Below are 17,969 nucleotides of genomic sequence, written 5' to 3'. Positions count from 1 at the left end.
GGCGCACGACTATAACACGCCAGCGCCGGCGGCGGAGGCATGGCGATTCACAGCATCGCCATGCCCTGCGGCACCGTGGCTCAATACTCCACGCGGACGGCACCCTCGCCCGTCAAACCACCGAGCCGGCGAAGCAGCTCGTCGGTAGGCCGCACACGCCATCGCTCGCCGAGCCGGATCACAGCCCGGGCGTCGTTGCCCTGATAGTCCACCACCACAGGGCAATTGCCGTCGCGGTAGGCACTCAGGGTGTCCCGCAGGGCCGGCACGAAGCCGTTGCCCGCGCCGGCGGCGTCGACACCGAGCACCAGCCGGCGGGCGAAACGCTCGCGGGCCTCGCCGATGTCCATGACCGTCTCCGCGGAGACACGGTAGCCGTCGCTGAACTCGTCGTAGCCGAGATCGCCCTGTACTATCAGCAGCGCATCCTTGACCAGCAGGTGACGGAAGCGCTCATAGGCCTCGGGAAACAGCACCGCCTCCAGCCGCGCGGTGCGGTCGTCAAGGGAGAGCGCGGCCAGGCGCCCGCCGGACTGGGTCACGCGCACGCGCATGCCCACCAGCAGCCCGGCCACCGTGACGCGGTTTTCCCCGGAGCGTCGGCGCCCGCCTCCTCCACCGTTGCCCGCGGTGCTCATCCCATTGCCGGTGGCGAGCTGGTTGAGCCGGCCGGTGACGAAACAGCGAATGTCCGGCTCGTACTGCTCGATGGGGTGGCCGGTGAGATAGAGCCCCAGGATCTCCTTCTCCGCGGCGAGGCGCTCCCGTTCCTCCCACTCCGGCTGCGGCGGACGCGGAACGGCCACCGCGGCCCCGCTGTCTCCGCCGGAGCCGCCGAGGCCGAAGAGGTCATCCTGGCCGGTGGCGGCGTTGCGGCTGGTCTGCTCCGCGGCCCGCAGCGCCTCGGGGAGGTAGTGCATCGCCGTCGCGCGGTTTTCGCAGATGCTGTCCAGGCTGCCGGAGCGGATCAACGCCTCGATCACGCGCTTGTTCAGGCGCCGCAGGTCGACGCGGGCGCACAGGTCGAAGAGGTCCTCGAAGGGGCCGTTGGCCTCGCGTTCCGCAATCAGGCCCTCGATGGCGGCGTGGCCGACACCCTTTACCGCGCCGAGACCGTAGACGATGGTGCGCTCGTCGCGGGCCCGAAACATCCAGTCCGAGCGGTTGACGTCCGGCGGCTCCACAGACAGGCCCATGGAGCGGCATTCCTCGATGAAGGTCACCACCTTGTCGGTGTTGTCCATGTCCGAGGACAGCACCGCCGCCATGAACGGCGCCGGCTCGTGGGCCTTGAGCCACGCGGTCTGGTAGGAGAGCAGGGCGTAGGCGGCGGAGTGGGACTTGTTGAAGCCGTAGCCGGCGAACTTCTCCATCAGGTCGAAGATCGCCTCGGCGTGGTCGTGGGACAGCCCGCGCTCGGTCGCCCCCGCCATGAACAGCTCGCGCTGCTTCGCCATCTCGGCGGGCTTCTTCTTGCCCATGGCCCGGCGCAGCAAATCCGCGCCGCCCAGGCTGTAGCCGGCGAGCACCTGGGCGATACGCTGGACCTGCTCCTGGTAGAGGATGACGCCGTAGGTGGGCTTGAGGATCGGCTCCAGGTCGTCGTGGTGGAGCTCCGCGGTGGGGTACGCCACCGGCGTGCGTCCATGCTTGCGGTCGATGAAGTCCTCGACCATGCCGGACTGCAGGGGGCCGGGGCGGAATAGCGCCACCAGCGCGACGATGTCCTCGAAGCTGTCCGGCTGCAGCCGCCGGATGAGGTCCTTCATGCCCCGGGATTCGAGCTGGAAGACCGCCGTGGTCCGGCACGCCTTGAGCAGCTCGAAGCTCTCGCGATCGTTGAGCGGGATGGCGGAGATATCCAGCGCCTCCTCGCCGCGCTCGGCGCGGATGGCGTTCACCGCCTTCACCGTCCAATCGATGATGGTCAGCGTGCGCAGGCCGAGGAAATCGAACTTCACCAGGCCCACGGCCTCGACGTCGTCCTTGTCGTACTGGGTGGCGAGGCCGCCGCCACCGGGCTCGCAGTACAGCGGGGCGAAGTCGGTGAGCGCGGAGGGCGCGATCACCACGCCGCCGGCGTGCTTGCCGACGTTGCGCGACATCCCCTCGAGCTTGCGTGCCATGTCGATGAGGGTCTGGACCTCCTCATCGTCGTGGTAGAGGTTCCTGAGGTCCTCCTCCTGCTCCAGCGCCTTGTCGAGGGTCATGCCCAGCTCGAAGGGCACGAGCTTGGCGATGCGGTCCACGTAGCCGTAGGGATGGCCGAGGACGCGGCCGACATCGCGCACCACCGCGCGTGCGGCCATAGTGCCGTGGGTGGCGATCTGCGAGACCTTGTCACGGCCGTACTTCTCGGCGACGTACTCGATCACCGCGTCGCGCTTCTCCATGCAGAAGTCGACGTCGAAGTCGGGCATGGACACACGCTCGGGGTTGAGGAAGCGCTCGAAGAGCAGATCGTAACGCAGGGGGTCGAGGTCGGTGATGTCCAGCGCGTAGGCCACCAGGGAGCCGGCACCGGAGCCGCGCCCCGGTCCCACCGGGATGTCGTTGTCCTTCGCCCAGCGGATAAAGTCGGCGACGATGAGGAAGTAGCCGGGGAAGCCCATCTGCTCGATCACGCCGAGTTCATGCTGCAGCCGCGACTCGTAGCGCTCCCGGGTCGCCGCCGGCTCCGGGTCGTCCGCGCTGATGATGCGCTCCAGGCGCCGCTCCAGCCCCTGCCGCGCCTCGACCGTGAGGTACTCGTCGATGCTCATGCCCTCGGGTACCGGGAACTCCGGGAGGACGTTCTGATCGAGGGTCAGCGTCAGGTTGCAGCGCCGGGCGATCTCGACGGTGTTCTCGACGGCCTCGGGGATATCGGCGAACCGCTCGGCCATCTCCTGCGGCGTGCGCAGATACTGCTCCGGGCTGTAGTGTCGGGGCCGGCGCTTGTCATCGAGGGTCCGGCCCTCGTGGATGCACACGCGGGCCTCGTGGGCCTCGAAGTCCCCCGCCTCCAGGAAGCGCACATCGTTGGTTGCCACCACCGGCGTACCGGTCTCGGCGGCGAGGTCCACCGCGGCGTGGACGTGGTCCTCGTCGCCGGGACGGCCGGTGCGTTGCAGCTCCAGGTAGTAACGCCCGGGAAAGTGCTTCTGCCAGAAGGCCAGCCGCTCCCGCGCCTCACCGGCATGACCGGCAAGCAGTGAGCGCCCGACGTCGCCCTCGCGGGCGCCGGAGAGCACGATCAGACCCTGCGACCAGCGCGCCAGCCAATCGCGCTCCACCAGGGGGATGCCACTGTCCTGGCCGTGGAGATAGCTCTCGGTGAGGATCCGCGTGAGCGAGCCGTAGCCGGCGTCCGTGGCGCACAACAGCGTCGCCCGAGCGCTGCCCTGCGGCGACGCCGGGTCCGCGATGCGGATGTCGGCACCGATGATCGGCTTGACCCCGGCCGCCAGCGCCGCCTGGTAGAACTTCACCATGCCGAAGAGGTTGCCTTGGTCGGTGATGGCCACCGCCGGCATCCCGGCGCTCGCACAGGCGGCCATCAGCGGTTTGATGCGGACCACGCCGTCGATGAGCGAGAACTCGGTGTGCAGGTGCAGGTGTATGAAGCGCGCAGTCATCGGTCGGTCGACCTCGTTGGGGCATGTGATGCGGGGCAGACGCAGCCCTCAGAGTGTACTGCCGGCGGCGTCGCCGACCAATCGTTCCGCCGCCTCGCGGACCGGGCGAAACGAGTGGCGGTGCAGCGCACAGGGCCCGAGGCGGGCCAGTGCGGCGAGGTGCTCGCGGGTGCCATAGCCCTTGTGCCGGGCGAAGCCGTAGCCGGGATGGGCCTCGTCCAGCGCCACCATCTCCGCGTCCCGCGCCTGCTTGGCAAGGATGGAGGCCGCAGCGATGGCGGGGACGCTGGCGTCGCCGCCCACCACCGGCTCCGCCGGGCAGCCGAGCGGCGGGCAATCACGACCGTCCACCAGCGCGAAATCCGCCGGTGGCGACAGCGCCGCCAAGGCGCGGCGCATGGCCAGGAAGGTCGCCTCGCGGATGTTGAGCGTGTCGATCTCCTCGACCTCGGCGCGACCGAGCCCCCAGGCCAGGGCCTCGCCGCGGATGCGCTCGGCGAGCATCTCCCGCCGCCGGGCGGTGAGGCTCTTGGAATCGGCCATGCCGGCGATCCCCGCCGGGGCCAGGATCACCGCGGCGGCCACCACCGGCCCAGCGAGCGGGCCGCGCCCGACCTCGTCGACCCCGGCGGGCCGGGCGGCGGCGCCGGCGAACTCGAAACCGGCCTGGCCGCTCATGCCAGCGTCGCCTCCACGGCATCCGCCGCGCGCTCGTCGGCGCCACGGCACAGCGTCTCGTGGAAGGCGCGGAAACGCTCGCCGAGCGCCGCGGCGGCGGCCGGGTCGTCCAGCCAGCCGGTCACCGCGGCGGCCAGGGCCCCGGGCGTCGCTGCCTCCTGGATGTACTCCGGCACCACGGCCTCCCCGGCGAGCAGGTTGGGCAGCGAGAAATGCCGCGTACTCACCAGTCCGAGGCGGCGCACCAGCCAGGCCGTCGCCGGGGCGACCCGGTAGGCGACGACCATCGGGCGCTTGAGCAGCATGGCCTCCAGGGTCGCCGTGCCGGAGGCGGTGAGCACCACATCCGCCGCCCCCATGACGGTCGCCGCGTCGCCCTCGACGAGACGCACGGCGTCAGCGACACCGACCTTGTCCAGTACCTCCCGGAAACGGGCCGCGAGTGCCGGGGTCGCCATGGGCGCGAGCACGGTGAGTCCCGGGCGCGCCCGACGCAGCCGTTCCACCGCCTGTGCGAACAGCGTGCCCAGGCGTTCGAGCTCCCCCATCCGGCTGCCCGGCAGCACCGCGAGCACGGTGGCGTCGGCGTCCACGCCGAGGGCCGCACGGTAGCCCGCAGTATCGGTCTCCATCGGGAAGCGGTCCGCCGCCGGATGGCCGACGAAGCTCACCGGCACCTCGTGCGCCCGGTAGAACTCGGCCTCGAAGGGCAGCAGCGTAAGCATGCGGTCCACCGACCGGGCGATGCCGCGCACGCGCCCCTGCCGCCACGCCCACACCGAGGGACTGACGTAGTGCACGGTGCGCACCCCGCGCTGTCGCAGCCGGCGAGCGAGCCCGAGATTGAAGTCCGGGGAATCGATGCCGATGAACACGTCCGGCGGATCGGCACTCAGGCGCCGGACGAGGTCCCGGCGCACCGCAAGCAGCCGCGGCAGGTGACGCAGCACCTCGACCAGCCCCATCACGGAGAGCGTCTCCAGCGGATAGAGGCTCTCCAGCCCCTCCGCCGCCATCGCCGGGCCGCCGATGCCCTCGAACCGGACCCCGGGGTGACGGCGTGCGAGCGCACGCATCAGCCCGGCTCCGAGCAGGTCCCCCGAGAGCTCGCCCGCCACCAACGCCACGCGCTGCATGGCGGGCACTAGCGGATGATGCCGCGGCGGCTGTCGCGCACGAACCCGGCCAGGGTCGCGACCGCCGGCTCGGAAGCCCCCTCCAGCGCGGCAACGGCGTCCTCGGCGCGTAGCCCCTTGCGGTAGAGCGTGCGGTAGGCGGCCTTGAGCGCGCGCACCGCGTCCCGGGAGAAGTCGTGGCGACGCAGGCCCTCGACGTTCAGGCCCCGGGGCGTGGCCCGCTGGCCCGCGGCCATCACGAACGGCGGCACGTCCCGGTCGACATGGGCCCCGAAGGCGAGGAAGCCATGGGTGCCGAGACGGCAGAACTGATGCACCAGGGCGTAGCCGCCGAGGATGACATGATCGCCGACCTCGACGTGACCGGCGAGCGAGGCGTTGTTGGCGAAGACGACATGGCTTCCGATGAGACAGTCATGGGCGATGTGGCAGTATGCCATGATCCAATTGTCGTCGCCCACGCGCGTGACACCGCCACCTTCCCGGGTGCCCCGGTTGATCGTGACGAACTCGCGGATCGTATTGCCGTGGCCGATCTCGAGGGTCGAGTGCTCGCCCGAGAACTTCTTGTCCTGGGGCTCCTCGCCGACGGAGGCGAACTGGAAGATGCGGTTGTCCCGGCCGATGCGCGTCGGCCCATGGATCACCACGTGGGGGCCGACCCAGGTCCCGGCATCGATGCTGACCTCCGCACCGACGATGCTGTACGCCCCGACCGTCACGCCCTCGGCGATACGCGCCGAGGGATCGATCACCGCCGTGGGATGGATATCGCTCACACTTCCCTCATCGTGCAGCGGATCTCGGCGCTGGCGGCGACCGCACCGTCCACCCGGGCCTCCACGGCGAACATCCAGATCCCGCGCATGTTGCGGTTGAACCGCGCCTCCAGCGTCAGGCAGTCACCGGGCTCCACCGGGCGCTTGAACTTCGCCTTGTCGATGCCGACGAGATAGAAGAGCTTGGAGTCGTCGGGCGTGACCTGCTGGGTGCGGAATGCCAGCAGCCCGCAGGCCTGGGCCAGGGCCTCCAGGATGAGCACTCCGGGCATCACCGCGCGCTGCGGGAAGTGGCCCTGGAAGAAGGGCTCGTTGACGGTGACGTTCTTGATCGCCTCGATCGACTCGCCGGGCACGCACTCGCGCACCCGGTCGACGAGCAGGAACGGATATCGGTGCGGGAGGTAGTTCTTGATCTCGTGGCAGTCCATCCCCGCCGCAGTGTCGCTGTGTGTCATGAGTCCTTCCGTTCGTCCGGTTCCGACGCCGCCAGGCGCCGCTCTAGCTCGCGCAGGCGCCGTGCCATGGCGTCGAGCTGGTTGAAACGCGCTGCATTGCGGCGCCACTCCCGTGCCGTAGCCATGGGCGTGCCCGACGCGTAGACGTCCGCGTTGCGTATGTCGTGGGTGACGCGGGCCATGCCCATCACCACGGTGCCGTCGGCGATGTGGAGGTGCCCGTTGATGCCGGCCCCCCCAGCCACCGTCACCCCACGGCCAATGTGGGTGCTGCCCGCCACCGCGGAGCAGCCGGCCATCACGGAATGCGCCCCCACGTGGCAGTTGTGCGCCACCTGCACGAGGTTGTCGATCTTCACGCCCTCGGCGATGACGGTGTCATCCAGCGCGCCGCGATCGACGGTGGAGTTGGCGCCGATCTCGACGTCGTCGCCGAGGATCACCCGCCCCAACTGGGGCACCTTTTCCCAGCGCTCGCCGTCGCGGGCGAAGCCGAAGCCGTCGGCGCCGATCACCGCGCCGCCGTGCACGATCACGCGATCACCGAGGCGGCAGTCAGGGTAGATCACCGCCGCCGACATGATCCGGCAGTCCGCGCCGAGCACACTGGCCGCGCCGACCACGGCGTTCGCCGCGATCACGCAACGCGGCCCGATCACGGCGCCCGCCTCCACCACCGCACCGGCGGCGACATGGGCGCTGGCATCCACCTGTGCCTCCGGCGCCACGCAGGCCTGCGGATGGATGCCCGCCGGCCGTTCGCGCTCGGGGTGCAGCAGCCGCGCCGCCCGCGCGAACATCAGGTGCGGATTGTCGGCGATCAACGCAGCGGAAACCAGCCCCGCCGCATCCTCGCGCAGGATTACCGCCGAGGCGCGCGTATCCGCGAGCTCGTCACGGTGGCGGTCGCCGGTGAAGAAGCCGATCGCCCCCGGTCCGGCATTCCCCAGCGACGCCACCCGGTCGATGCGTATGTCGCCGTCGCCCCGCAGGCCGCAGCCGGTCGCCTCGGCCAGCTCGCGGAGCGTCATTGAGCTGCTCGCGTTCACGAAAGTCCCTTTGCCCGGGCGGCGTCATCCGCCCTGCTGGTTGCGCTCGAACTCCTTGCGGAGGCGCTCGATGATGCGGTCCGTGATATCCACCGCGTCGCTGGCGTAGATCACACCGTCACTGACGACCAGGTCGTAGTCCTGACGCTTGGCGTAGTCGCTCACCGTCTGGAGGATGCGCCGCTGGAGCTCGCCGAGCTCCTCGTTGCGACGCATGTTGAAGTCCTCGCGGAACGCCTCCTGGGTGCGCTGGATATCACGGCGCAACGAGACGATCTGTCGCTGCAGCGACTGGCGGTCCGACTCGCTCATCGAGGCGTTGTCCTGCAGGCGCTGCTCCAGCGAACGGAGCTTCTCCTGCATCGACACGATCTCCTGGTCGCGGGGCGCAAACTCCTTCTCGAGCTTGCGCCGGGCCGCATCCGCCTGCGGGGCGTTGTTGGAGACCTTGGCCGGATTGACGAACCCGATCTTGATCTCCGCCGCCCCCGCCGGCAGCGCGAACGCCAGCCCGGCGGCAAGCGCCGTGACCAGTACCGCGCCCGTCACACGGCGGTGCCGCATGGCCGGCGCCGGCCTAGAAGAACGTGCCCAGAGAGAACTGGAAGAACTGCTTATCATCATTGGACTCTTCATTAAGCGGCCGCGCCACGCTCATCGTCAGCGGTCCCAGCGGCGAATACCAGATCATGCCGAGACCCGCCGAATAGCGCAGGTTCCCGAGGTCCACATTCTCGTCATAGGTGTAATACACCTGACCCGCGTCCACGAACGTGGTGAACCGGAAGCTGCTGTCCTCGCTGCCGGGCGGCGGGAAACGCAGCTCCGCGGTACCCAGCACCCGGGCGTTGCCGCCGATGGGATCGTCGTTCTCGTCCCGCGGGCCCAGCGAGTTGCCGTCGAAGCCGCGGACGGTGGATATGCCACCGGCGAAATAGTTCTCGAAGAACGGGAGCCGGCTGTTCGTACCGTAGCCATCGCCGTACGCCACCGAGCCCTCCAGGGCCAGGGTGAGCCAGTCGGCAAGGGCCTGGTAACGACGATGGCTGTAGCTGGCCTTGTAGTACTCGAGCTCGCTGCCGGGGATCGCCGCGGTCAGGCTCGCGGTCTGCTGACTGCCCTCGGAGGGGAAGACTGCGCGATTGCGCGTGTCGTGGGTCCACGAAAGCGCCACCCGGTAGGTGGTGTTCTGCTTGCCGTAGTCATTGACGAAGGACTGCTGGATATCCGTGGGCTCGTCGTTGAGGGTCAGATCCAGGTTCTCGACCTCCAGGTCCGCGCCGATGGTGTCGTTGCTCGACACCGGCAGGTTATACCCGTAGGTGCCGGTGATGCTCTTGACACCGTAATCGGAGAGGTCCGCCTCGCTGGCGTCGGTATCGCGATAGGCGAGGCTGACGTTCCGGTCGATGCCGGAGGTCGTGTAGAAACGGTCGAGGTACGACAGGCGATAGACGGTGTTGGAGCTGTCGTTATTGGCATTGAACGCCAGCCGGTCGCCGGAACCGAAGACGTTGTCCTGCTGAACGCCGAAGTTCAGCAGCAGCCCCTGGGACGTGCCGTAGCCGATACCGGCCTTGATGCTGCCGGACAGGCGCTCCTTGACGGACACGTCGACATCCACCTGGTCGCGACTGCCGGACACCCGCGGCGTCTCGATCGAGACGTCGTCGAAGAAACCGAGGCGGTTGAGACGGTTGCGGGACTCGGAGACGTCCTCGGTGGACAGCCAGGCGCCCTCGTACTGACGCAGCTCACGGCGGATGACGTTGTCCCGGGTGGTCTCGTTGCCGCTGATGTTGATCTGGCGGACGTACACCCGCTGCGCCGGATCCACATAGATGGTGATATCGACGGTTCCCTCGTCCTCGTTGACCTTGGGCACGGGATTGATGTTCGCGAACGCGTAGCCGCGCTCGCCGAGCTTCTCACGCAGCGCCTCCGCAGTGGAGACCACCTGGGAGCGGGCATAGAGCTCGCCTGGCTCGAGCTCGACGAGCTTGCGCAGTGTCTCTTCCGGATAGATCGGATCGCCGGCGAGCCCCACCTCGCCGACGCGGAACTGCTCGCCCTCGTCAAGGTTCACGGTAACGTGGATGCGCCGCCGATCCGGGCTGATGGAGACCTGGGTCGAGGTAATGGTGAAATTCACGAACCCGCGATCCTGGTAGTAGGAGCGCAGGCGCTCCAAGTCGCCGGCCAGGCGTTGACGCGAATAGCGGTCGGCGTTCGAGAAGAGACGGTACCAGGGCACCGGACCCATCTGGAAGATGTCCCGCAGGGTCTCGTCGTCGAAGTTCGCGTTACCGACGAACTGGATCTCCTGGACCGCGGCAGGCTCACCCTCTTTCACGTCCAACCGGACGCTGACGCGGTTGCGCGGCAGCGGGGAGACGGTGCTCTCGACCTCAACGTCATAATAGCCGAGGGAGAAGTACTGTTGACGCAGCTCGCGCTGCACTTGCGCAAGCAGCGACCGATCCAGGGTCTTGCCCTTGGCCAGGCCCGCACCCTTGAGGGCCTTGAGCAGGTCCTCATCGCCCATCTCGTTGTTACCGTGGAGCTCGATACGTGCGATCGCGGGACGCTCGACGACATCGACGACGAGGACGTTGCCATCGCGGCGCAGCGTCACGTCTTGGAAGAACCCCGTGTCATAGAGCGAACGGATGGCCGAGGCGACCTGCGATCCGGTCACCCTGTCCCCCACGTCGACGGGCAGGTAGTTGAACACCGTGCCCGCCGAGATGCGACGCAACCCCTCGACGCGAATGTCGTCCACCTGGAACGGCTCCATGGCGGCGGCCTGCCCCATCACCGCGGCAAGCGCCAGTGCAAGTAGCGATTTACGCATTCGCTCGTCGATTCCCTATCAGCTCGGCCCGAACAATCGGGCAATGTCGTTGTAGAAGGCCACCGCCATCAGCAGCCCGAGCAGGGCGAGCCCCACCTGCTGCCCAACGGCCTGCGCGGCCTCCGACAGCGGCCGCCCCTGCACCCACTCGATGGCGTTGAACATCAGGTGCCCCCCGTCGAGCACCGGCACCGGCAGCAGGTTCAGCACCCCCAGGCTGATGCTCACGATAGCGAGAAACCGCAGAAACGGTACCACACCCAGCTGAGCGGATTGCCCCGCATACTGAGCGATATTGATAGGCCCGCTCAAGTTCTTCACCGAGGCCTCCCCGGTGATCATCTGCCCGAGCATCTTCACGGTGAGCGCACTCGCGCGCCAGGTCTCACCCGCGGCAGCCCCCACGGCGGCGAGCGGTCCGTACTGTATCGTCTGCTGCATGCGCTCGAGGGCGCCGCGGTCGAAACGCGGCGAGACGCCGAGGCGGCCGATCGGTCCCTGGGCGCCGTCCACCCGGGCCAGGGTTACCGCCACCTTGCGACGCTCGCCGCCGCGCGCGAGCGTCAGCGTCACGGACTCGCCGGGCCGGGCACGGACGTAGTCGACCAGCTTCGCCCAGTCGGGTATGGGCGTGCCATCCACCGCCTCGATGCGGTCGCCCGGCTGCAGCCCCGCCCGGGCGGCGGGCCCGTCGGGCATGACCGAGTCGATAACGGGTTCGATACGCGGGCGCCAGGGCTGCATGCCCAGCGCGGCGAGAATGTCCGGATTCTTCCCGACTGGCCCGATCGCCGCGACGTTCAGGCTGTGACTCTGGCGCGGGCCGTCCTCGCCCACGAGCGTGGTGACCTTCAGGTCCGGGTTCCCTGGCCCCTGGGAGAGGATCTGCATGAGCACATCGTCCCAGGTACGCGTGGCCTCGCCGCCCACGGAGACGATGCGCTGGCCGGACTGCAGGCCTGCCGCGGCGGCGGGCGTGTCCGGCTCCACCTGGCCGATCACCGGCTTCATCGCCGTGGTACCGGTGACGAAGATTGCCCAGTAGGCGAGCACGGCAAAGACGAAATTAAAGCCCGGCCCGGCGACGAGAATGGCGTTGCGCACCCACAGCGGCTGGCGGTTGAACGCGCGGTGACGGTCCTCGTCGGGGACCTCGCCCTCGCGCTCATCGAGCATCTTGACGTAGCCGCCCAGGGGAATCGCCGAGATCGCGTACTCGGTGCCGTCACGGCCCTCATGGCGCCAGAGAATGCGGCCAAAGCCCACGGAGAAGCGCAGCACCTTCACCCCCAGGCGCCGTGCCACCCAGAAATGACCGAACTCGTGGACCGTGACCAGAAGGCCCAGGGCCACGGCGAAGGCAATAATACTGGTGAGCACGCTCATCGTCGCCCTCCACGGCCGATAGTCGCCTCGGCGGCGCAGCGCGCACGCGCATCCGTCGCCATTACCTGTTCTAGCGAGGTCACCGGTTCCGACGGCACCGCGGCCAGGGTCGATTCGACCACGTCCGCGATCGCCATGAAGCCAAGCCGGTGCGAAAGAAACGCCGCCACGGCCACCTCGTTGGCCGCATTGAGCACCGCTGGTGCCGTACCGCCCTCCCGCAACGCCGCCACCGCCAGGCCTAGGCAGGGAAAGCGCGCGGGGTCCGGCCGCTCGAACTCCAGCCGGGCGACGGCGAAGAGATCCAGCGGTGCGACCCCCGCGGCGATCCGCTCGGGCGCCGCCAGGGCGTGCGCGATCGGGGTGCGCATGTCCGGATTGCCGAGCTGTGCCAGCACGGAGCCGTCGACGTACTCCACGAGCGAGTGCACGACGCTCTGTGGGTGAATGACCACTTCCACCGCCGACGGTTCCAGGCCGAAGAGCAGACAGGCCTCGATGTACTCCAGGCCCTTGTTCATCATGGTCGCCGAATCCACCGAGATCTTGCGCCCCATGTCCCAGTTGGGATGGGCGCAGGCCTCCTCCGGCGTGACCCGCGACAGGCTCTCCGGAGCCCGGGTGCGGAACGGTCCGCCGGAGGCGGTGAGCAGCACCCGCCGCACCCCACTTCCCGTGACACCGTCGCGACCGTACGACGGCGGCAGGCACTGGTAGATGGCGTTGTGCTCGCTGTCCACCGGCAGCAGCTCGGCACCCCCCCGGCGTGCCGCCTCCAGCAGCAGCGGACCGGCGACCACCAGGGACTCCTTGTTGGCGAGCAGCACCCGGCAACCCCGCTCGACCGCGGCCATCGTGGACGCGAGCCCCGCGGCACCGACGATCGCCGAGACCACCGTATCCGCCGGGCCGTCCCGGACCGCCGCCACTAGGCCCGCCTCTCCGGCGCGCACGGCCGGCGCGCCGGGGCCGTCGCCCAGCAACCGCGACAGCGCCCGCGCCGCCTTTGGATCGGCCATAACGGCAACCTCGGGGCGATGGTGCCGGCACAGCGCTGCCATCGCCTCGACATTGCGCGAGGCAGTCAGTGTATGCACCCGGAATCGCGCCGGATGACGGTCAACGACATCGAGCACGCTGGTGCCGATGGAACCGGTCGCGCCGAGGACGATGACCTCACGCATGCACGCCTCCCCCGAGCGCAAAGGCCGTCACCGCCACTACCGGGGCAGCCGCGAGGAGCGCGTCGATGCGGTCGAGCAGCCCGCCGTGCCCCGGCAGCATCTGACCGCTATCCTTCAGGCCGCGCTGGCGCTTGAGCATGCTCTCGAAGAGGTCACCGACGATGCTCAGGGCGATGGTCGCCACCCCGGCCACCGCGAGCCAGGGCGAGAGCGGCAGCCAGCCATCGCCGGGGATCCAATCGCCCAGGACCGCGACGACCGCCGCGGCCGCCAGCCCCAGCGCCATCCCGCCGCCGACGCCGGCCCAGGTCTTCCCGGGGCTGATTGTCGGGGCGAGCCGCCGGCGCCCCCACCGGCGCCCCGCGAAATAGCCGCCGATGTCGCCGCCCCAGACCAGGACCAGCAGGGCCGTGAGCCAGACGGGCGCGGCCGGCGCCTGCATCGCGACCACCATGATCGCGCCGCTCGCCGCCGCCAGCGTGGCCACGCCGGCGAGGCCGTCGAAACCGTCGTGAGCGGGTAGCCGGCCGCGGCTGCGCGCGAACACGGCGAGCCGTGCAACCGGCAGCACCCACCACCCCAGGGTGATACCGGCAAGGACGCCACCGCGGGGCACCACGGCGGCTGCCGCCCATGCGAGCCCGCAGGCGAGCGCGCAGGCGAGCGTGTACACCGCCCGCCCGCGGCACGCCGTGAGGCCGGCGAACCGGGACCACTCCCAGCCGGCGGCGGCCATGACCGCAACCACTGCCGTCCCGAGCACCCAGGACGGCGCACCCCACACCAGCCAAACGACCAGAGGGGCCAGGATCACGGCGGTAAGCACGCGCGTCCTAAGCACGGCCGGATGACCCCAGCTGCTCGGCGGTCATGCCGAAACGCCGCTGCCGGCCGCGGTACCAGGCCAGCGCCTCGTCGAGGGCGTCCGCGCCGAAGTCCGGCCAGAGCACGTCACAGAAGTAGAGCTCGGTATAGGCGAGCTGCCAGACGAGGAAGTTGCTGATACGCCGCTCACCGCCGGTGCGAATGAACAGGTCCGGCTCTGGGAGGTCGGCGAGGCAAAGTTCCCCGGCGAGCGCCCGTTCGTCGACGGCGTCGACCGTCAGGGCGCCCTCGGCCACCCGCGCGGCGAGCCGGCGCGCGGCCCGCGCGATGTCCCACCGGCCGCCGTAGCCCACGGCAACGTTCACGGCCAGTGCGTCATTGCCCGCCGTACGACGTTCCGCCTCGGCCATGCGCTCACGCAGCGCCCCGGCGAGGCGCTCGTGGTCGCCGATGAAGCGCAGGCGCACGCCATTCTCGGCGAGCCGGTCGGTCTCGCGCTCCAGCGCGCGCAGGAACAGCTCCATGAGCATGCGCACCTCACCCGGCGGGCGGCGCCAGTTCTCGCCGCTGAAGGCGAACAGGGTCAGGCAGGGAACACCGTGGTCCAGGCAGTACTCCACGGTGCGGCGGGCGGCCTCGGCACCGGCACGGTGCCCCTGGTGGCGTGGGCGTCCGCGGCCTGCGGCCCATCGCCCGTTGCCGTCCATGATGACGGCCATGTGCCGCGGTTTCGCCCCGTCGTCGTCGGAGCCCGGCTTGTGGGATTCGCGGTCTGCCGCTGTCATTGTCTCTCCACGGGTCGGGAAGACGGCCGGCGCCGCCGCAACGGCGGAAGGCGGCCAGCCGGAGGCCGCCGCCGCATCCTGTCGCCCGCATCGGCGGGGACGCCCGAGCCGGGGATCAGATCTCCATGAGCTCCGCTTCCTTGTCGCGCAGCAGATCGTCCACCTCCGCAATACGCCGGTCGGTGACCTTCTGGATCTCATCCTCGCCGTGCTTGCGATCGTCGTCGGTGATCTCCTTCTCCTTGGCGAGGGACTTGAGATCGGCGTTCGCGTCGCGGCGGATATTGCGGATCGCCACGCGGGCCTGCTCGGCCTCGCCGCGGACGATCTTGATGAGGTCCTTGCGCCGCTCCTCGGTCAGCGGCGGCAGCGGGATACGGATAACCGCTCCGGCGGAGTTCGGCGTGAGCCCGAGATCGGACTCCATGATCGCCTTCTCCACCGGCTGGATCATGTTCTTCTCGTAGGGCGTGACCACCAGCGTGCGCGCGTCGCTCGCGGTGATGTTCGCCACCTGGTTGAGCGGCACCTGCGCACCGTAATAGGAGACCGTCACGTGGTCGAGCAGGCTGGTGTGGGCACGGCCGGTGCGTATCTTGTGGAAGTCGTGGTTGAGGTTCTCGACGCTCTTGGCCATGCGCTGGTCGGCGTCTTTCCGGATCTCGTCGATCATGGTCCTATCCCCTTTCGACGATCGTGCCAATGTCGCGGCCCTCGACCGCGTCGGCGAGGGCGCCGGCACGCGTGATGTCGAACACCATGATGGGCATGCTCTGGTCACGGCACATCACGATGGCCGTGGCGTCCATGACATTGAGCTTGCGCTCGATGACCTCATCGTAGGTGAGGCGGCGGTAGCGGATGGCGGAGGGCTCCTCCACCGGGTCGGCGGAGTACACCCCGTCCACCTTGGTCGCCTTGAGCATGATGTCCGCGTTGATCTCCACCGCCCGGAGGCTCGCCGCCGAGTCGGTGGTGAAAAACGGGTTGCCGGTGCCGGCGGCGAAGATCACCACCCGGCCCTTCTCCAGGTGCCGGATCGCGCGCCGCCGGATGTAGTCCTCGCAGACCTGGTTGATCTTGATCGCGGACATCACCCGCGAGAACACCCCGCCGCGCTCCAGTGCGTCCTGGAGCGCGAGGGCATTCATCACGGTGGCCAGCATCCCCATGTGGTCGCCGGTCACGCGGTCCATGCCGGCAGCGGCCAGACCGGCGCCGCGGAAGATATTGCCCCCTCCGATCACCAGGGCGACCTGTACGCCCCGGGCGATGAGCTCCTTGATCTCGGTGGCCAGCCTCTCCGTGACCTTCGGGTCGATGCCGTAGGACTCGTTGCCGAGTAGGCCTTCACCGCTGATCTTGACCAGTATGCGGCGGTATCGTAGCTCGCTCATGATCGGGGCTCCTTGACGGGGGGTGGGTCTTCGCGCGCGCCGGCGAGCAGCCCTCAGGAACCCTTGACCTGGGCGGCAACCTCTTCCGCGAAGTTCTCCTGCTTCTTCTCCTTGCCCTCGCCCACCTCGAAGCGGGTGAAGTGGACCACGCGGGCCCCCTTGGACTCGAGCAGCTTGCCGACGGTCTGGTCCGGATCCTTCACGAAGGGCTGGCCCACGAGGGTGATCTCGCCGAGCCACTTGCGCAGGCGGCCCTCGACCATCTTCTCCACGATCTCGGCGGGCTTGCCGGAATCCTTCGCCTGCTCGACGAGGATGTCGCGCTCCTTGGCGACCAGCGCCTCGTCGACCTCGTCGGGCGTGACGTGAACCGGATTGCTCGCCGCAATGTGCATGCACAGGTCACGGGCGAGGTCCTCGTCGCCACCCTCGAGCTCGACCATCACGCCGATGCGGCTGCCATGGAGGTAGCTCGCGAGCACGCCGGAGGTCTCGTAGCGCGCGAAGCGGCGGACCTGGACGTTCTCGCCGATCTTGGCGATGAGCGCCTTCTGCGCGGTCTCGACGTCGTCGCCGCTGGCGAGCTTGAGCGCCATCAATCCATCGAGGTCCTCGGGGGCATCCTCGAGCACGCGCTGGGCCACCTCGTCGGCGAAGCCCTTGAAATCGTCGCCGGCAGCGACGAAGTCGGTCTCGCAGTTGATCTCCACGATCGCGCCGCGGCGGGCATCGTCGCTCTGGGCGATAATGATCGCGCCCTCGGCGGCCACGCGGCCAGCCTTCTTGTCGGCCTTGGCGAGGCCGCGCTTGCGCATCACCTCGACGGCGGCCTCGATGTCGCCCTCGGCCTCGACCAGGGCCTTCTTGCACTCCATCATGCCCGCGCCCGTGCGCTCGCGCAGGTCCTTGACGAGTTGAGCGGAAATCGCCATGGGTAACTCCCCTATTCGGTATTCGGTAGACAGGTAGCCCGCCCGTCGCCGGGCGGGCCCGCGCAATGTTATTCGGCGCCCTGGGCCGGCTGATCCTCGCCGGTCTCCGCCGCGGCGGCCGCATTCTCGCGCACCTCGACGAACTCGTCGTCGCCGCTCGCCGGCTGGGCGGTGGCCATGCGCGCATCGTTGATCGCGTCGGCGGCACCACGCAGGTACAGGCGGATAGCGCGGAAGGCATCGTCGTTGCCGGGGATGACGTAGTCCACCTCGCGCGGGGAGTTATTGGTGTCCACCACGCCGACGACCGGGATACCGAGCTTCTTCGCCTCCTTGATGGCGATGTTCTCGTAGCCGACATCGATGACGAACAGCGCATCCGGCAGCGCGTCCATGTCGACGATGCCGCCAAAGCCACGCTCGAGCTTATCGCGCTCGCGCGTCAGCGAGAGAACCTCGCGCTTGCCGAGCTTGTCGAAGGTGCCGTCCTTCTCCTGCTGCTGGAGATCCTTGAAGCGGCGGATGGAGCGCTTGACGGTGCGGAAGTTGGTGAGCATGCCGCCGAGCCAGCGGTGGTTCACGAACGGCATGTTGCAGCGCTGCGCCTCCTCGCGGACGGCCTCACGCGCGGAGCGTTTGGTGCCCACGAACAGGATGCGCCCCCCATTGGCCGCGAGGCGACCCATGTAGTTCAGCGCGTCCTGGTAGAGCGGCAGCGTCTTCTCGAGGTTGACGATGTGGATCTTGTTGCGCTCGCCGAAGATGTAGCGGGACATCTTCGGATCCCAGTAGCGGGTCTGGTGCCCGAAGTGCACGCCGGCCTCGAGCATCTCGCGCATGGTTACGTTAGCCATTGTCTTTCAGCTCCTGATTACGGGTTGAGCCTCCA

General features: G+C 69.0%; 16 protein-coding genes. All 16 read right to left on the bottom strand.

Going from position 1 to position 17,969, the window contains the following annotated elements; all coding sequences use genetic code 11:
• Positions 1-80: 80 nt before the first annotated feature.
• The 16 genes from dnaE to rpsB all read right to left on the bottom strand — a co-directional run bounded on the left by dnaE (position 81) and on the right by rpsB (position 17,934).
• Complete coding sequence (gene dnaE / locus C516_RS0110480; RefSeq protein WP_018718341.1) at positions 81-3,617, bottom strand: DNA polymerase III subunit alpha; 3,537 nt, start codon at positions 3,615-3,617, stop codon at positions 81-83.
• Between the two features lie 48 nt (positions 3,618-3,665).
• Entirely contained in the window at positions 3,666-4,295 is a 630-nt protein-coding gene (locus C516_RS0110475; RefSeq protein WP_018718340.1) for a ribonuclease HII, read from the bottom strand.
• On the bottom strand, positions 4,292-5,431 hold the full coding sequence (lpxB, locus tag C516_RS0110470) for a lipid-A-disaccharide synthase (protein ID WP_040409461.1): 1,140 nt from the start codon (positions 5,429-5,431) through the stop codon (positions 4,292-4,294). Before lpxB ends, C516_RS0110475 begins: the two co-directional genes overlap by 4 nt.
• A gap of 8 nt (positions 5,432-5,439) precedes the next feature.
• Positions 5,440-6,210 (bottom strand): acyl-ACP--UDP-N-acetylglucosamine O-acyltransferase, encoded by a 771-nt coding sequence (lpxA, locus tag C516_RS0110465; protein ID WP_018718338.1) that lies wholly within the window; start codon positions 6,208-6,210, stop codon positions 5,440-5,442.
• Positions 6,207-6,668 (bottom strand): 3-hydroxyacyl-ACP dehydratase FabZ, encoded by a 462-nt coding sequence (fabZ, locus tag C516_RS0110460; protein ID WP_018718337.1) that lies wholly within the window; start codon positions 6,666-6,668, stop codon positions 6,207-6,209. Before fabZ ends, lpxA begins: the two co-directional genes overlap by 4 nt.
• Positions 6,665-7,699: a UDP-3-O-(3-hydroxymyristoyl)glucosamine N-acyltransferase gene (lpxD, locus tag C516_RS0110455; RefSeq protein WP_018718336.1), complete on the bottom strand. Its 1,035-nt coding sequence runs from the start codon at positions 7,697-7,699 to the stop codon at positions 6,665-6,667. Before lpxD ends, fabZ begins: the two co-directional genes overlap by 4 nt.
• Before the next feature lie 42 nt (positions 7,700-7,741).
• On the bottom strand, positions 7,742-8,281 hold the full coding sequence (locus C516_RS0110450; protein ID WP_018718335.1) for an OmpH/Skp family outer membrane protein: 540 nt from the start codon (positions 8,279-8,281) through the stop codon (positions 7,742-7,744).
• Between the two features lie 13 nt (positions 8,282-8,294).
• Positions 8,295-10,571 carry an outer membrane protein assembly factor BamA gene (gene bamA / locus C516_RS0110445; protein ID WP_018718334.1) on the bottom strand — a complete coding sequence of 759 codons (2,277 nt, stop codon included), beginning with the start codon at positions 10,569-10,571 and terminating at the stop codon, positions 8,295-8,297.
• An 18-nt stretch (positions 10,572-10,589) separates the two neighbouring features.
• Positions 10,590-11,957 (bottom strand): RIP metalloprotease RseP, encoded by a 1,368-nt coding sequence (rseP, locus tag C516_RS0110440; RefSeq protein WP_018718333.1) that lies wholly within the window; start codon positions 11,955-11,957, stop codon positions 10,590-10,592.
• Complete coding sequence (locus C516_RS0110435) at positions 11,954-13,141, bottom strand: 1-deoxy-D-xylulose-5-phosphate reductoisomerase (RefSeq protein ID WP_018718332.1); 1,188 nt, start codon at positions 13,139-13,141, stop codon at positions 11,954-11,956. Before C516_RS0110435 ends, rseP begins: the two co-directional genes overlap by 4 nt.
• Positions 13,134-13,982, bottom strand: coding sequence for a phosphatidate cytidylyltransferase (locus C516_RS19290; RefSeq protein WP_040409460.1), 849 nt, complete (start codon positions 13,980-13,982; stop codon positions 13,134-13,136). The genes C516_RS0110435 and C516_RS19290 overlap by 8 nt, the downstream gene beginning before the upstream one ends.
• Positions 13,975-14,751 carry a polyprenyl diphosphate synthase gene (gene uppS, locus C516_RS0110425; protein ID WP_018718330.1) on the bottom strand — a complete coding sequence of 259 codons (777 nt, stop codon included), beginning with the start codon at positions 14,749-14,751 and terminating at the stop codon, positions 13,975-13,977. The genes C516_RS19290 and uppS overlap by 8 nt, the downstream gene beginning before the upstream one ends.
• Before the next feature lie 115 nt (positions 14,752-14,866).
• On the bottom strand, positions 14,867-15,424 hold the full coding sequence (gene frr / locus C516_RS0110420) for a ribosome recycling factor (RefSeq protein ID WP_018718329.1): 558 nt from the start codon (positions 15,422-15,424) through the stop codon (positions 14,867-14,869).
• Between the two features lie 4 nt (positions 15,425-15,428).
• On the bottom strand, positions 15,429-16,148 hold the full coding sequence (gene pyrH / locus C516_RS0110415; protein ID WP_018718328.1) for a UMP kinase: 720 nt from the start codon (positions 16,146-16,148) through the stop codon (positions 15,429-15,431).
• A 53-nt stretch (positions 16,149-16,201) separates the two neighbouring features.
• Positions 16,202-17,080 (bottom strand): translation elongation factor Ts, encoded by an 879-nt coding sequence (gene tsf / locus C516_RS0110410; RefSeq protein ID WP_018718327.1) that lies wholly within the window; start codon positions 17,078-17,080, stop codon positions 16,202-16,204.
• Positions 17,081-17,148: 68 nt separating this feature from the next.
• Positions 17,149-17,934 (bottom strand): 30S ribosomal protein S2, encoded by a 786-nt coding sequence (rpsB, locus tag C516_RS0110405; RefSeq protein ID WP_026321100.1) that lies wholly within the window; start codon positions 17,932-17,934, stop codon positions 17,149-17,151.
• Between the last annotated feature and the right edge of the window lie 35 nt (positions 17,935-17,969).

Source organism: Arhodomonas aquaeolei DSM 8974 (assembly GCF_000374645.1).
Taxonomy (GTDB): Bacteria; Pseudomonadota; Gammaproteobacteria; order Nitrococcales; family Nitrococcaceae; genus Arhodomonas; species Arhodomonas aquaeolei.
This window is presented reverse-complemented; position numbering and strand designations above follow the sequence as displayed.